The 14,870-nt window shown below is 68.3% G+C and carries 14 protein-coding genes; all 14 read left to right on the top strand.

The annotated features are described in order from the left end of the window. Positions 1 to 13 precede the first annotated feature (13 nt). The 14 genes from pheA (at position 14) to mnhG (ending at position 14,861) form a co-directional block, all read left to right on the top strand. A complete protein-coding gene (gene pheA, locus AC07PA_RS23300; RefSeq protein WP_007852588.1) occupies positions 14 to 1,111 on the top strand; it encodes a prephenate dehydratase in 1,098 nt (365 codons plus the stop codon). Between the two features lie 72 nt (positions 1,112 to 1,183). Next, positions 1,184 to 2,068, top strand: coding sequence for a prephenate dehydrogenase (locus AC07PA_RS23295; protein ID WP_007852590.1), 885 nt, complete (start codon positions 1,184 to 1,186; stop codon positions 2,066 to 2,068). Continuing rightward, entirely contained in the window at positions 2,068 to 4,119 is a 2,052-nt protein-coding gene (locus tag AC07PA_RS23290) for a bifunctional 3-phosphoshikimate 1-carboxyvinyltransferase/cytidylate kinase (protein ID WP_494605957.1), read from the top strand. The genes AC07PA_RS23295 and AC07PA_RS23290 overlap by 1 nt, the downstream gene beginning before the upstream one ends. A gap of 196 nt (positions 4,120 to 4,315) precedes the next feature. Then, a complete protein-coding gene (rpsA, locus tag AC07PA_RS23285; protein ID WP_007852596.1) occupies positions 4,316 to 6,001 on the top strand; it encodes a 30S ribosomal protein S1 in 1,686 nt (561 codons plus the stop codon). 81 nt (positions 6,002 to 6,082) lie between these two features. Then, complete coding sequence (locus tag AC07PA_RS23280) at positions 6,083 to 6,433, top strand: integration host factor subunit beta (RefSeq protein ID WP_007852598.1); 351 nt, start codon at positions 6,083 to 6,085, stop codon at positions 6,431 to 6,433. 112 nt (positions 6,434 to 6,545) lie between these two features. Beyond that, entirely contained in the window at positions 6,546 to 6,857 is a 312-nt protein-coding gene (locus tag AC07PA_RS23275) for a LapA family protein (protein WP_145698325.1), read from the top strand. After that, positions 6,847 to 8,001 carry a lipopolysaccharide assembly protein LapB gene (lapB, locus tag AC07PA_RS23270; RefSeq protein WP_007852603.1) on the top strand — a complete coding sequence of 385 codons (1,155 nt, stop codon included), beginning with the start codon at positions 6,847 to 6,849 and terminating at the stop codon, positions 7,999 to 8,001. Before AC07PA_RS23275 ends, lapB begins: the two co-directional genes overlap by 11 nt. A 68-nt stretch (positions 8,002 to 8,069) precedes the next feature. After that, a complete protein-coding gene (locus tag AC07PA_RS23265; protein ID WP_494605960.1) occupies positions 8,070 to 8,504 on the top strand; it encodes a ComEA family DNA-binding protein in 435 nt (144 codons plus the stop codon). A 146-nt stretch (positions 8,505 to 8,650) separates the two neighbouring features. Continuing rightward, positions 8,651 to 11,632, top strand: a complete 2,982-nt coding sequence (locus AC07PA_RS23260; RefSeq protein WP_007852608.1) for a monovalent cation/H+ antiporter subunit A — start codon at positions 8,651 to 8,653, stop codon at positions 11,630 to 11,632. After that, a complete protein-coding gene (locus tag AC07PA_RS23255; protein ID WP_007852609.1) occupies positions 11,632 to 11,997 on the top strand; it encodes a Na+/H+ antiporter subunit C in 366 nt (121 codons plus the stop codon). Before AC07PA_RS23260 ends, AC07PA_RS23255 begins: the two co-directional genes overlap by 1 nt. After that, entirely contained in the window at positions 11,997 to 13,715 is a 1,719-nt protein-coding gene (locus AC07PA_RS23250) for a monovalent cation/H+ antiporter subunit D (protein ID WP_007852610.1), read from the top strand. Before AC07PA_RS23255 ends, AC07PA_RS23250 begins: the two co-directional genes overlap by 1 nt. Further along, the gene (locus AC07PA_RS23245; RefSeq protein ID WP_035202848.1) at positions 13,715 to 14,206 is read left to right on the top strand and encodes a Na+/H+ antiporter subunit E; all 492 of its coding nucleotides are present in this window, start codon (positions 13,715 to 13,717) and stop codon (positions 14,204 to 14,206) included. The genes AC07PA_RS23250 and AC07PA_RS23245 overlap by 1 nt, the downstream gene beginning before the upstream one ends. Then, on the top strand, positions 14,203 to 14,487 hold the full coding sequence (locus AC07PA_RS23240) for a K+/H+ antiporter subunit F (protein WP_007852614.1): 285 nt from the start codon (positions 14,203 to 14,205) through the stop codon (positions 14,485 to 14,487). The genes AC07PA_RS23245 and AC07PA_RS23240 overlap by 4 nt, the downstream gene beginning before the upstream one ends. Further along, positions 14,484 to 14,861, top strand: a complete 378-nt coding sequence (gene mnhG / locus AC07PA_RS23235; RefSeq protein ID WP_007852617.1) for a monovalent cation/H(+) antiporter subunit G — start codon at positions 14,484 to 14,486, stop codon at positions 14,859 to 14,861. Before AC07PA_RS23240 ends, mnhG begins: the two co-directional genes overlap by 4 nt. The last annotated feature ends 9 nt before the right edge of the window (positions 14,862 to 14,870 follow it).

Below are 14,870 nucleotides of genomic sequence, written 5' to 3'. Positions count from 1 at the left end.
AAGTTGCCCTTTCATGACCCAACCGCAAGCCTCCCCTGATCTCGCCAGCCTGCGCGTGCAGATCGACTCCATCGACCAGCAACTGCTCACGCTGCTCAACCAGAGGGCCCTCGTGGCCGAACAGGTCGGCGAGGTCAAGAAGCGCGAGGGCACGCCGTTCTTCCGGCCCGACCGCGTGGCCCAGGTCATCGACAAGATCCAGACCGCCAACCCCGGCCCGCTCAAGGATCCGCATGTGGCCGCCATCTGGCGCGAGATCATGTCGGCCTGCCTGGCGCTCGAATCGCCCCAGCGCGTGGCCGTGCTCGGCCCCGAGGGCACGTTCTGCGAGCAGGCAGCCATCGAGTTCTTCGGCGGCGCGGCCGACCTGATGTACTGCGCCAACTTCGATGAGGTGTTCCATGCCACGGCCGCCGGCAGCGCCCAGTACGGCGTGGTGGGCGTGGAGAACTCCACCGAAGGCGTGGTCACGCGCTCGCTCGACCTGTTCCTGCACACCCCCACCCACGTGGTGGGCGAGGTCAGCCTGCTGGTGCGCCACAACCTGCTGCGCACCAGCAACTCGCTCGACGGCATCGAGGCCGTGCTGGCCCACCCCCAAGCCCTGGCCCAGTGCCAGGCCTGGTTGTCCAAGCACCTGCCGCATGCCGAGCGCCGCCCGGTGTCGAGCAATGCCGAGGGCGCCCGCCTGGCCACCACCAACCCCGCCTGGGCCGCGCTGTCGAGCGAACGCGCCGCCACCCAGTTCGGCCTGCACATCGTCTCGCACGCCATCCAGGACGATGCCTACAACCGCACGCGCTTTGCCATCATCTGCCTGCCGCACACGCTGCAGACGCCACCGCCCTCGGGCAAGGACTGCACCAGCCTGGTGGTCTCGGTGCCCAACCGCCCCGGCGCCGTGCACGACCTGCTGGTGCCGCTCAAGGCCCACGGCGTGTCGATGACGCGCTTCGAATCGCGCCCTGCACGCACCGGCCAGTGGGAGTACTATTTCTACATCGACCTGGACGGCCACCCCGCCCAGCCCCATGTGGCGCGCGCCCTCGAAGAGCTGCGCAGCCTGTGCGCCTTCTACAAGGTGCTGGGCACCTATCCGGTTGCGCCATGAGCCTTTGTATGCCCATGCGCCCCCCTGAAAGCCCGGCGATCGCTCCCCGTCGCCCCATGCCGGAATCGCACCATGTTTGAACAATTGGGACTCATCGGCTGCGGCCTCATGGGCGGCTCCTTCGCCCTGGCGATGAAGAAGGCCGGCCTGGTCAAGCGCGTGGTGGGCTACAGCAAGTCGCCCTCCACCACCGACCGCGCCCGCCAGATGGGCGTGATCGACGTCGAAGCCCCCTCGGCCCTTCTGGCCGTGGCTGGCGCCGACATCGTGCTGGTGGCCGTGCCCGTGGCCGCCACCGAGGCCACGCTCAAGGCCATCCGCCACCTGGTCACGCCCAACATGCTGATCATGGACGTGGGCTCCACCAAGGCCGATGTGGTGCAGGCCGCGCGCCGCGCACTGCGCGACCAGGTGGGCTCCTTCGTGCCGGCCCACCCCATCACGGGCCGCGAGGTCTCGGGCGTGGAGCATGCCGATGCCGAGCTGTACTCCGGCCGCCAGGTCATCCTGACCCCGATCGAGCGCACCCTGACCACCCAGCTCAGCCAGGCCGAGACCGTATGGACCGCCCTGGGCTGCCGGGTGAGCAGCATGTCGCCCGAATCGCACGACGCGGCCTTTGCCGCCGTGAGCCACCTGCCCCACCTGCTGGCCTTTGCGATGATGAACAGCATCACCGGTCAAGCCAATGGCGACGACTTCCTGTCGCTGGCCGGCCCCGGTTTCCGCGACTTCACGCGCATCGCCGCCAGCGACCCCAAGGTCTGGCGCGACATCCTGCTGTCCAACCGCGAAGAGCTGCTGGCCCAGTCGCGCCTGTTCCAGCAAACGCTGCAGAACATCGAGCAGGCCATGCAGAAGAGCGATGCGCAGGCACTGGAAGACATGATCACCCTGGCCAGCGAGACCCGCGCGCACTGGCGCATGGGTGCGCAGCGCACGAGCAAGGGACGTTGATGTTCAGCACCCCCTGGCTCGACCTGCCGGCCCTGGACGCCGCAGGCGGCGAAGTCCACCTGCCCGGCTCCAAGAGCATCTCCAACCGCGTGCTGCTGCTGGCGGCCCTGAGTGCCGGCACCACCACCGTGCACGACCTGCTGGCCTCGGACGACACCCGCGTCATGCTCGACGCCCTGCGCCAGATCGGCTGCACGGTGGACGAGGACGGCAGCACCACCGTGCGCATCACCGGCCTGGGCGGCGGCACACCGCGCTCGCCCGCCAAACTCTTCATGGGCAATGCCGGCACGGCCATGCGCCCGCTCACGGCCGCGCTGTCGCTGCTGGGCGGCGAGTTCGAGCTGTCGGGCGTGCCGCGCATGCACGAGCGCCCCATCGGCGACTTGGTGGATGCACTGCGCCAGCTCGGCTGCCAGGTCGAGTACCTGGGCAATGACGGCTACCCGCCCCTGCGCATCGCGCACGGCCAGGGCGTGCCGCCCCTGGCGCTGGCCGCGCCCATCCGCGTGCGCGGCGATGTCTCCAGCCAGTTCCTCACGGCCCTGCTCATGGCGCTGCCCCTGGCCGCGCGCGGGCAGGCCATCGAGATCGAGGTCGTGGGCGAGCTGATCTCCAAGCCCTACATCGCCATCACCCTGCAGCTGCTGGCGCGCTTCGGCATCGCGGTCACGCACCAGGACTGGCAGCGCTTCACCATCCCCGCGGGTTGCCAGTACCGCTCGCCGGGCGAGATCCATGTCGAGGCCGATGCCTCCTCGGCCAGCTATTTCATCGCCCTGGGCGCGATTGCGGCGGGCCACGAAGGCCTGCCCGAGGGCATCCGCATCCACGGCGTGGGGCTCGATTCCATCCAGGGCGACATCCGCTTCGTCGAGGCTGCGCGCGCCATGGGCGCGCAGGTCACGGGCGGCGCCAACTGGCTGCACATCCGCCGCGGCGAGCCCGGCCAGGGCTGGCCGCTCAAGGCCATCGACCTCGATTGCAACCACATTCCCGACGCGGCCATGACCCTGGCCGTGATGGCGCTGTACGCCGAGGGCACCACCACGCTGACCAACATCGCCAGCTGGCGCGTGAAGGAGACCGACCGCATCGCCGCCATGGCCACCGAGCTGCGCAAGCTTGGCGCCACGGTGGAGGAAGGCGCCGACTTCATCCGCGTGACCCCGCCCGCGCAGCTGTCGGACTGGAAAGCCGCCAGCATCCACACCTACGACGACCACCGCGTGGCAATGTGCTTCTCGCTGGCCGCGTTCAACCCGGCCGGGCTGCCGGTGCGCATCGAAGACCCCAAGTGCGTGGCCAAGACCTTCCCGGACTACTTCGAGGCATTGTTCTCGGTGGCGCACGCCAGCACCGAGCGCATTCCGGTGATCTGCATCGACGGCCCCACGGCCTCGGGCAAGGGCACCGTGGCAGCGGCCGTGGCCCGTCGCCTGGGCTACCGCTTCCTCGACTCGGGCGCCATGTACCGCATCACGGCGCTGGCCGCCCTGCGCCAGGACCTGGCCATCGACGCCACCCACGAATCCCGCATTGCCGACATGGCCAAGACCCTGCCCGTGCACTTCGAGGGCGGGCGCGTGTTGCTGGGCAACGACGACGTGACCGACGCCATCCGCACCGAAGAGGCAGGCATGAACGCCTCGCGCGTGTCCTCCCTGCCCGCCGTGCGCGAGGCCCTGGTGGACCTGCAGCACAGCTTTCGGCGCCTGCCGGGCCTGGTGGCCGACGGGCGCGACATGGGCACGGTGATCTTCCCCGGGGCCCCGCTCAAGGTGTACCTGACGGCCAGCGCCGCCTGCCGTGCGGAGCGCCGGTATAAGCAGTTGATTTCAAAGGGATTTTCAGCTAACATAGCCGACCTTCGCGCAGACCTTGAGGCGCGCGATGCGCGGGACAGCTCCCGCAGCGTCGCTCCCTTGAAGCCCGCGCAGGACGCCCTGGTGCTGGACAACTCCGAATTGACGATTGATGAAGCCGTCGATCAGGTGCTTGCCTGGTGGCAGGAGCGCCAGCCCTTTGCAGCCTTGGCCGCACGGGGCTGACTGGCAGGGCCGCAAGGCGCTGCCAACCAGGGCGAAAGCCCTGCAAGGGCCCCACGGTACCGCTCGCTCACAAGCGCACGGGCTGTGTGGATCAACCACAACCTAACCCGCGGCTTTGCCGCAAAAAACCACCGCAAGCAGCTATAAAAACGGAAGCAATGGTGCTCCCGGAATCCTGTTTGTGGCAAGGAAACACATGTCCGAATCTTTTGCCGCCCTTTTTGAAGAATCCCTGCAGCGTACCGAAATGCGCCCAGGCGAAGTGATCACCGCCGAAGTCGTGCGCGTGGAACACAACTTCGTCGTGGTCAACGCCGGCCTCAAGTCCGAAGCCTACGTGCCGCTGGAAGAGTTCAAGAACGACAAGGGCGAAGTCGAAGTCCAAGTGGGTGACTTCGTGTCGGTGGCCATTGGCTCCATCGAAAACGGCTACGGCGACACCATCCTGTCGCGCGACACCGCCAAGCGCCTGGCTTCGTGGATGAGCCTGGAAAAGGCCCTGGAATCCGGCGAATTCGTCACCGGCACCACCAGCGGCAAGGTCAAGGGCGGCCTGACCGTTCTGGTCAACGGCATCCGCGCATTCCTGCCCGGTTCGCTGATCGACACGCGTCCGATCAAGGACCTGACGCCTTACGAAAACAAGACCCTGGAATTCAAGGTCATCAAGCTCGACCGCAAGCGCAACAACGTGGTGCTGAGCCGCCGCGCCGTGGTGGAAGCCTCCATGGGCGAAGAGCGCGCCAAGCTGATGGAAACCCTGAAGGAAGGCTCCATCGTCCAAGGCGTGGTCAAGAACATCACCGAATACGGTGCGTTCGTGGACCTGGGCGGCATCGACGGCCTGCTGCACATCACCGACATGGCATGGCGCCGCGTGCGTCACCCATCGGAAGTGGTGACGGCTGGCCAGGAAATCACGGCCAAGATCCTGAAGTTCGACACCGAGAAGAACCGTGTCTCGCTGGGTCTGAAGCAAATGGGCGACGACCCATGGATGGGCGTGAACCGCCGCTACCCCCAAGGTACGCGCCTGTTCGGCAAGATCACGAACATTGCCGACTACGGCGCGTTCGTCGAACTCGAACCCGGCATCGAAGGCCTGGTGCACGTCTCCGAAATGGACTGGACCAACAAGAACATCGCTCCCGCCAAGCTGGTTTCGCTGGGCGACGAAGTCGAAGTCATGGTTCTGGAAATCGACGAAGACAAGCGCCGCATCAGCCTGGGCATGAAGCAGTGCAAGGCCAACCCATGGCAAGAATTCGCACAGGACACGAAGCGCGGTGACCGCGTCAAGGGTCCGATCAAGTCGATCACCGACTTCGGCGTGTTCGTGGGCCTGGCTGCCGGCATCGACGGCCTGGTGCACCTGTCCGACCTCTCGTGGAACGAACCCGGCGAAGCCGCTGTTCGCAACTACAAGAAGGGCCAGGAAGTGGAAGCCATCGTGCTGGCCGTGGACGTGGACCGTGAACGCATCTCGCTGGGCATCAAGCAGCTCGACGGCGACCCATTCACGACCTTCGTGACCGTGAACGACAAGGGCCAGACGGTGACCGGCAAGGTCAAGACCGTGGACGCCCGTGGCGCTGAAATCGACCTCGGCGAAGACATCGTGGGCTACCTGCGCGCTTCGGAAATCTCCCGCGACCGCGTGGAAGATGCCCGCAACGTGCTCAAGGAAGGCGACGAAGTCACCGCTGTGGTGGTCAATGTGGATCGCAAGACCCGCAACATCCAGCTGTCGATCAAGCAAAAGGACATGGCCGACGAGCAAGGTGCGATGGCCAGCCTGAGCCAGCAATCGAGCCGCGAAAGCGCCGGTACGACCAGCCTGGGCGCCCTGCTGCGCGCCAAGCTGGACAACTCCGACAAGTGATTGACGGCTTGACCTTCTGAAGGTCTCTGTCAGCGGGCGCCTCGTGCGCCCGCTTCTCTTTCTACCCGACATCCCGATACCATGACCCGCTCTGACCTTGTTGAAGAACTGGCCGCCCGTTTTGGCCAGCTCACCCACCGCGATGCCGAATACGCCGTCAAGACCATTCTTGACGCCGTGGGCGACGCGCTGGTGCGTGGCCATCGCATCGAGATCCGGGGTTTCGGCAGTTTCTCGGTGAACCACCGCCCGCCCCGCATGGGCCGCAACCCCCGCAGCGGCGAGGCCGTGGCCATCCCCGAAAAGCGCGTGCCCCACTTCAAGCCAGGCAAGGCCTTGCGCGAAGCCGTGGACAAGCGCACGGCCGAGATGGAAGACGACGGTACGCCCACCCCGGCGGCTGCGGCCAAGGCCACGGGCACTGCGGGTTGACGCACTGCCGGGGCCGCGCGTCAACCAGGGCGTGCATTCCCCATGGGGGTGCGCACCATCCCAGGGACGGCGCCACCAGCGCCTTAGAATCTCCCCACCACCGGGGAGCCCCATGAAATACCTCCTGTGGCTGCTCAAGGCAGCCATTTTTTTTACCCTCTTCGCGTTTGCGCTGAACAACCAGCAGGACGCCACCGTGCACTTCTTCTTCGGCACGCAGTGGCGCGCGCCGCTGGTGCTGGTCGTGCTCACGGCGTTCTCCGCCGGCCTCATCGTGGGCGTGCTGGGCATGGTGCCGCGCTGGTGGAAGCACCGCAGCGCAGCCCGCCAGGCCCTCAAGCAGGCGCCCCCCGCAACCCCCGCCAAGGCCGCCGTCCCGGCCGAAGCCGCACCTGCCGAGATGCCGCCCATCCATGGAATTTGACCTCAGCTGGATCCTCCTGGGCCTGCCGCTGGCCTTCGTGCTCGGCTGGCTGGCATCGCGCTTCGACCTGCGCCAGCTGCGCGCCGAAAACCGCCGCGCGCCCAAGGCCTACTTCAAAGGCCTGAACTTCCTGCTCAACGAACAGCAGGACCAGGCCATCGATGCCTTCATCGAGGCCGTGCAGAACGACCCCGACACCTCGGAGCTGCACTTTGCCCTCGGGAACCTGTTTCGCCGCCGCGGCGAATACGACCGGGCCGTGCGCGTGCACGAGCACCTGCTCTCGCGCGGCGACCTCAGCCGCACCGACCGCGAACGCGCCCAGCATGCGCTGGCGCTCGACTTCCTCAAGGCCGGCCTGCTCGACCGCGCCGAAGACGCGCTCAACCGCCTGGAGGGCACGCCCTTCGAGGCCCAGGCCCGGCTGGCGCTGCTGGCCATTTACGAGCGCTCGCGCGACTGGCCCCACGCCACCACCATCGCGCGCAAGATGCACGATGCCGACCAGGGCGACTTCAGCACCCGCCAGGCGCACTACCTGTGCGAGCAGGCGGCAGCCCTCAGCGGCCAGGCCGACCATGCCGGCGCTCTGGCCCTGCTGGAGCAGGCCGTGGCCGCAGCCCCGGGCGCCGCGCGCGCACGCATCGACATGGCGCGCCTGCAGCACCTGATGGGCCAGCCCGCCGCCGCGCTGGCCACCCTGAAGGCGCTGGGCGAGCACAACCCCGCAGCCCTGCCCCTGGCCGCACCGCTGATGGTCGAGGCGGCCGCCAGCACCGGGCAGACGGTGCAGGCCCAGGCCCTGCTGCAGGAGCACTATGACGGCGGGCCCTCGCTGGACGTGCTGGAGAGCCTGGTCGCCATCGACACCGCCCAGGGCGCCGCAGAAAGCGCCCGCCAGCGCTATGTGGACCACCTGGACAAGGAGAAATCCCTGGTCGCCGCCGCCAAGTGGCTGGCTGGCGAGAAGCTGGAGCACGAGTCCTTCCACCCGCAGGTGCAGCGCGCGCTGGACCACGCCGTCAAGCCGCTCACGCGCTACCGCTGCGCGGCCTGCGGCTTCGAGGCGCGCCAGCATTTCTGGCAGTGCCCGGGCTGCCAGACCTGGGACAGCTACCCCGCCCGCCGCGTCGAGGAACTCTGATCCCCCACGCACAGGGCAGGACCGATATGATGGCCGGCACCCAACAACACACCGAGGGAGTTGCATCCATGTCCATCTTCAAGAAGTTCCTGCTCATCGCTGCCCTGCTGTTTGCCGGCACCGTGTCGGCCGCGGTGGACGTGAACAAGGCCAGCGCGGCCGAGCTCGACGGCATCAAGGGCATCGGCCCGGCCATGTCCGAGAAGATCATCAACGAGCGCAAGAACAGCGAGTTCAAGGACTGGAACGACTTCATCGGCCGCGTGGGCGGCGTGGGCGAGAAGACAGCGGCCAAGTTATCGGCCGAGGGCCTGACCGTCAATGGCAAGCGCTTCAGCGCCGCCGCCCAGGCCAAGGCCGACAAGAAGAAGAAAGAAGCAGAAGCCAAGGCCAGCAAGACAGCCACCAAGGGCGAGGACAAGCCCGCGCGCCAGAAGAAGGACAAGGCCGCAGAGCCTGCGGCCGCAGCCCCGCAGGCGGCCGCCAGCGGCGCCAAGAAGTGAAGCCGGCCCGCCCTGCGGGCGCCCCCGCATGGCACGCGGCAGCCCGCTTCGGCGGGCTTTTTCATGGCCAGCCCCCGGCCATGCGGGAGCCCTCTCTCCAGACGCTGAAAAGGGACTTTGGGAGCACGCCCTAAAATCGTTCGGGCATGCCCCTGATCACCCTCATCCTTCTCCCCTTCATCGGCAGCCTTCTCGCGGCCGTCCTGCCCGCAAACGCCCGCAATACCGAGTCCACCCTGGCCGGGCTCATCGCCCTGTTCTGCACCGTGCAGGCCGCGCTGTACTTCCCCCAGATCGCCGGGGGCGAGGTGCTGCGCCAGGAGATCACCTGGCTGCCCGCGCTGGGCCTGAACCTGGTGCTGCGCCTGGACGGCTTTGCCTGGATGTTCTGCATGCTGGTGCTGGGGGTGGGTTCGCTGGTGGTGCTGTATGCGCGCTACTACATGTCGGCGGCCGACCCGGTGCCGCGCTTCTTCTCGTTCTTCCTGGCCTTCATGGGCGCCATGGTGGGTGTGGTGCTCTCGGGCAACATCATCCAGATCGCGCTGTTCTGGGAGCTGACCAGCCTGTTCTCCTTCCTGCTGATCGGCTACTGGCACCACCGCAAGGATGCGCGGCGCGGCGCGCGCATGGCGCTCACCGTCACGGGCACGGGCGGGCTGTGCATGCTGGCCGGCATGCTGGTGCTGGGCCACATCGTGGGCAGCTACGACCTGGACCACGTGCTGGCCGCCAGCGCACTGATCCAGGCCCACCCGCTGTACCTCACGGCGCTGGTGCTGATCCTTTTGGGCGCGTTCACCAAGAGCGCCCAGTTCCCTTTCCACTTCTGGCTGCCCAATGCCATGGCGGCGCCCACGCCGGTGTCGGCCTACCTGCACTCGGCCACCATGGTCAAGGCCGGCGTCTTCCTGCTAGCGCGGCTGTGGCCGGCACTGGCCGGCACGGAGCAGTGGTTCTGGCTGGTGGGCGGAGCAGGCCTGTGCACCTTGCTGGTCGGCGGCTATGCGGCCATGTTCCAGAACGACCTCAAGGGGCTGCTGGCCTACTCCACCATTTCGCACCTGGGCCTCATCACCCTGCTCCTGGGCCTGAACAGCCCGCTCGCGGCCGTGGCCGCCGTGTTCCACATCATGAACCACGCGACCTTCAAGGCCTCGCTGTTCATGGCCGCCGGCATCGTCGACCATGAGAGCGGCACGCGCGACATCCGGCGCCTGTCGGGCCTGGTGCGCATGATGCCCATCACCGGCACGCTGGCCATGGTGGCCAGCGCCGCCATGGCCGGCGTGCCACTGCTCAACGGCTTTTTGTCCAAGGAGATGTTCTTCGCCGAGACGGTGTTCGTGAACACCGTGCCCTGGCTCGAAACCTTGCTGCCCGTGGCCGCCACGGTGGCCGGCATCTTCAGCGTGGCCTATTCGCTGCGCTTCACGGTCGACGTGTTCTGGGGCCCGCCCGCCACCGACCTGCCCCACACCCCGCACGAGCCCCCGCACTGGATGCGCGTGCCGGTCGAGCTGCTGGTGCTGGCCTGCCTGGTGGTGGGCATGCTGCCGGCCTGGTCCGTGGGTGCCGTGCTGCAGGCCGCCGCACGCCCCGTGGTGGGGGGCGAATTGCCCACCTACAGCCTGGCCGTGTGGCACGGCTTCAACACCCCTTTCGTGATGAGCCTGGTGGCCCTGGCCGGCGGCATCGCGCTGTACCTGCTGTTGCGCTGGCTGCGCGCGCGTGGCGCGCTCGATGCACCGCCGCTGATGCGCCACATCAATGGCAAACAGCTTTTCGAGGGGCTGCTGGCCTGGCTTTCGCTGGCCGGGCGCAAGGGCCGGAGCCTGCTGGGCACCGGGCGCCTGCAGTGGCAGATGCTGTGGCTGGTGGCGGCGGCCCTGGTGGCCGGCACGCTGCCGCTGTGGGCCCGCGGCCTGCCCATCGGTGCGCGCGAGCAACTGCCGCTGTCGCCGGCCTTCGCGGTGCTCTGGTTCCTGGGCTCGATGTGCGCCGTGGCCGCCGCCTGGCAGGCCAAGTACCACCGGCTGGCCGCGCTGACCTTGCTCGGCGGCGCGGGGCTGTGCACCTGCCTGACCTTCCTGTGGTTCTCGGCACCCGATCTGGCGCTCACGCAGATCGTGGTGGAAGTGGTGACCACCATCCTCATCCTGCTGGGCCTGCGCTGGCTGCCGCGGCGCGACGAAAGCCTGCGCGTGCCCACCCTGGCACAGGAGCGGCGCACGCAGCTGCGCCGCTACCGCGACATGACGCTGGCCCTGCTCTCGGGCGCCGGCATGGCGCTGCTGTCCTTCGCCATGATGAGCCGCCCCTTCCCCGAAAGCACCTCCACCTTCTTCCTGGAGCACGCGCTCACCGACGGTGGCGGCACCAACGTGGTCAACGTGATGCTGGTGGATTTCCGCGGCTTCGACACCTTCGGCGAGATCGTGGTGCTGGGCATCGTGGCGCTCACCGTGTATGCGCTGCTTCGGCGCTTCCGCCCGGCGCGCGAGGTGATGGACCTGCCGCCCCAGCAACGCGCCGTGCCCGCCGACGTCGCCACCGACCTGGCCAACCCGCGCCAGACCACCGACACCGCCGTGGGCTACCTCATGGTGCCGGCCGTGCTGGTGCGCCTGCTGCTGCCGTTTGCGACCCTGGTGGCGGTGTACCTCTTCATGCGCGGGCACAACGAGCCCGGCGGCGGCTTCGTGGCGGGCTTGGTGTTCTCGGTCGCGCTGCTGCTGCAGTACATCGTCTCGGGCACCTCCTGGGTCGAAGCCCACCTGCCGCTGTACCCGCGCCGCTGGATCGGCACCGGCCTGCTGATCGCCCTGGCCACGGGCCTCGGAGCGCTGTTCTGGGGCTACCCCTTCCTCACCAGCCACACGGCGCACCTGCACCTGCCGGTGGTGGGCGAGGTCCACGTGGCCAGCGCCCTGTTCTTCGACATCGGCGTGTTCACGCTGGTGGTGGGCTCCACCTTGCTGATCCTCACGGCCATTGCCCACCAATCGGTGCGCAGCCACCGCTTCAACGCCCGCGCCGCCGAGGAAGCGCAGGAGGAACAGGCCGCGGCCATGGCCGCACTGGCGGCATCCCCCCTGCAGAACAACAACACCCCAGGAGTCCGCTGATGGAACTGATACTCGCACTGGCCATCGGCATACTCACCGGCTCGGGCGTGTGGCTGCTGCTGCGCCCACGCACCTTCCAGGTCATCATGGGGCTGGCGCTGCTGTCCTACGCCGTGAACCTGTTCATCTTCAGCATGGGCCGCCTGGGCCTGGCCATCGACAAGGAACCGGTGTTGCAGCCCGGCCTGCCGCAGGACCTGGCCCACTACGCCGACCCCATGCCCCAAGCGCTCACGCTCACGGCCATCGTCATCGGCTTTGCCATGACGGCGCTGTTCCTCGTGGTGCTGCTGGCCTCGCGCGGCATGTCGGGCACCGACCACGTGGACGGCACGCACTCCCCCGACGCGCAGGAGACGCACTGATGGCCGAGTTGACCGCGCACGTTACGGCGCTGCTCATGCCCCACCTGATCCTGGCGCCGATCGCACTGCCCCTGCTCACGGCCGGCCTCATGCTGCTGCTGCGCGAGGAGCGCCAGCGCACCAAGGTGGCCATGAACCTGGTCTCCACCTTCCTCGGCCTGGTCATCGCGGTGCTGCTGCTGGTGCAGGCCAAGCAGCCCGGCGTGCAGACCAGCCTGGGGGTGTACCTGCCGGGCAACTGGCCGGCGCCGTTCGGCATCGTGCTCGCGCTCGACCGCCTCTCGGCCATGATGCTGGTGCTGGCCAGCACGGTGGCGCTGGCCACGGTGCTGTTCTCGGCCGCGCGCTGGCACCGCGCGGGGGTGCACTTCCATCCGCTGTTCCAGTTCCAGCTCATGGGCCTGGCGGGCGCCTTCCTCACGGCCGACCTGTTCAACCTGTTCGTGTTCTTCGAGATCATGCTGGCCGCCTCCTACGGCCTGCTGCTGCACGGCTCGGGCCGGCCGCGTGTGTCCGCCGGGCTGCACTACATCGCCATCAACCTCGCGGCCTCGTCGCTGTTCCTGATCGGTGTGTCCATGCTCTATGGCATCACCGGCACGCTGAACATGGCCGATCTGGCGCGCGGCATCGCCGGCATCGACCCGTCCGACCGGGGCTTGCTGCATGCGGCGGCAGGCATCCTGGCCGTGGCCTTCCTCATCAAGGCCGCCGTGTGGCCGCTCAACTTCTGGCTGGTGCCGGCCTACAGTGCCGCCACGGCCCCGGTGGGCGCGCTGTTCGCGCTGATGACCAAGGTCGGCGTCTACAGCATGCTGCGCCTGTGGACCCTGCTGTTCAGCAGCGAGGCGGGCGACTCGGCGCAGTTCGGCAGCCAGTGGATTGTGGGCGCAGGCCTGGTGACCATGGCCTTCGGAGCGGTGGGCATGCTGGGCTCTCAGCGCCTGGGGCACCTGGCGGGGTACGCGGCCATCCTGTCATCGGGCACGCTGCTGGCGGCCATGGGCTTCGGGCAGACCCTGCTCACGGCCGGCCTGCTGTACTACCTGCTCGGGTCCACGCTGGCGGTGAGCGCCCTGTTCCTGCTGACCGACCTGATCGAGCGCTGGCGCAACGACGGCGCCAGCCTCGCACCGCACGAACAGACCGACGACGCACCCTTCCTCACCGCCGACCTGGTGCACACGCAGGGCCTGAACCTGGACGAGAAGGAGGAGGTGCTGATCGGCCAGGTCATCCCCGCGGCCGTGGCCTTTCTGGGCCTGGCCTTCATGGCCTGCACGCTGGTGATCGCCGGGCTGCCGCCACTGCCTGGCTTCGTGGGCAAGTTCGCCATGGTCCATGCGCTGCTCAACCCGCTGGGCCTGGGGTCCTCGGGCGGCTTCGCGCTGGGCTCCGCGGGATGGGCCCTGCTTGCGCTGATGGTGGCCACCGGCCTGCTGGCGCTGATCGCCCTCACGCGGGCCGGCATACGGCATTTCTGGGCCTCGCACGACCGCGCCTCGCCCAAGCTGCTGGTGCTCGAAGGCCTGCCCATCGCCATGCTGCTGGTGGCTTGCGCACTGCTGACCTGGCAGGCCGGCGCCGTGATGCGCTACACCCAGGCCACGGCCGATGCGCTGCACGCGCCCGGCACCTACGTGCGCGCCGTGATGTCCGCCATGCCCGTGGCCAACCCACCCGGCACCACCCCTGGCGCCAACGGAAGGCCGCAATGATGATCAAGCGCATCGTCCCCGCCCCCCTGCTGTCGCTGGCGCTTCTCGGCCTGTGGCTGCTGCTTAACCGCTCGCTCAGCGCCGGCCACATCGTGCTGGGCAGCCTGCTGGCGCTCGCCATCCCGTTGCTCACGGCCGGCCTGCGCCCCCTGCCGGTGCGCATCCGCGCGCCGGGCGCGGTGCTGCGCCTGGCGCTGACCGTGATGGCCGACACCGTGCAATCGAACATCGCCGTGGCGCGCCTGCTGCTGTCGCCCCACCGCAGGCGCCACCCCTCGGGCTTCGTGCAGATTCCGCTGGAGCTGCGCGATGCCAACGCCCTGGCGGTGCTGGCCGTCATCGTCTGCATCGCCCCGGGCACGGCCTGGGCCGAGCTCTCGGTGGACCGCAGCATGCTGATGCTGCACGTGCTGGAGGTGGACGATGCCCAGGCGATCGCGGCGCTGATCAAGCAGCGCTACGAGCGCCCCCTGATGGAGATCTTTGAATGACGACCACTCCCATCCTCGCCTGGGCCCTGCCTGCGGCCCTGTTCATGCTGGTGCTGGCCATGGGCTGTGCGCTGGTGCGCCTGCTCAAGGGCCCGTCGGCACAGGACCGCGTGCTGGCGCTCGACTGCATGTACCTCAACGGCATGCTGGCCATGCTGGTGCTGGGCCTGCTGTACGGCAGCAAGAACTACTTCGAGGCGGCACTGCTGCTGGCGCTGTTCAGCTTCGTGGGGTCCATGGCCATGGCCAAGTTCCTGCTGCGCGGCGAGGTGATCGAATGAACGAGGTCGCAAGCACCCTGCCCCTGTGGCTGGAGATCGTGGTGGCCGCCCTGGTGCTGCTGGGCGCCGGCATGGCCCTGCTCGGCGCCACCGGCCTGCTGCGCCTGCCGACCTTCTTCGAGCGCCTGCATGCGCCGTCCATCGCGGCCACCATGGGCTGCTGGTGCATCATGCATGCCACGGTGATCTACTTCTCGGTCGCCGATGGCAGCCTGGCGCTGCATGCGCTGTTGATCGCCGGCTTCGTGGCCGTCACGGTGCCGGTGACCTCCATCTTCCTGATGCGCGCCGCCCTCTTCCGGGCCCGCCAGGCAGGACAGGACGTGCCGCCCAGCCTGAGCAGCGTCACGCCTGCAGGCCGCAAGGACCTGTAGGTCCCTGCA

The organism is Acidovorax sp. GW821-FHT09B03 (assembly GCF_059418305.1).
The sequence above is the reverse complement of the archived record's forward strand: the minus strand, read 5'-3'. Positions and strand labels throughout refer to the sequence as shown.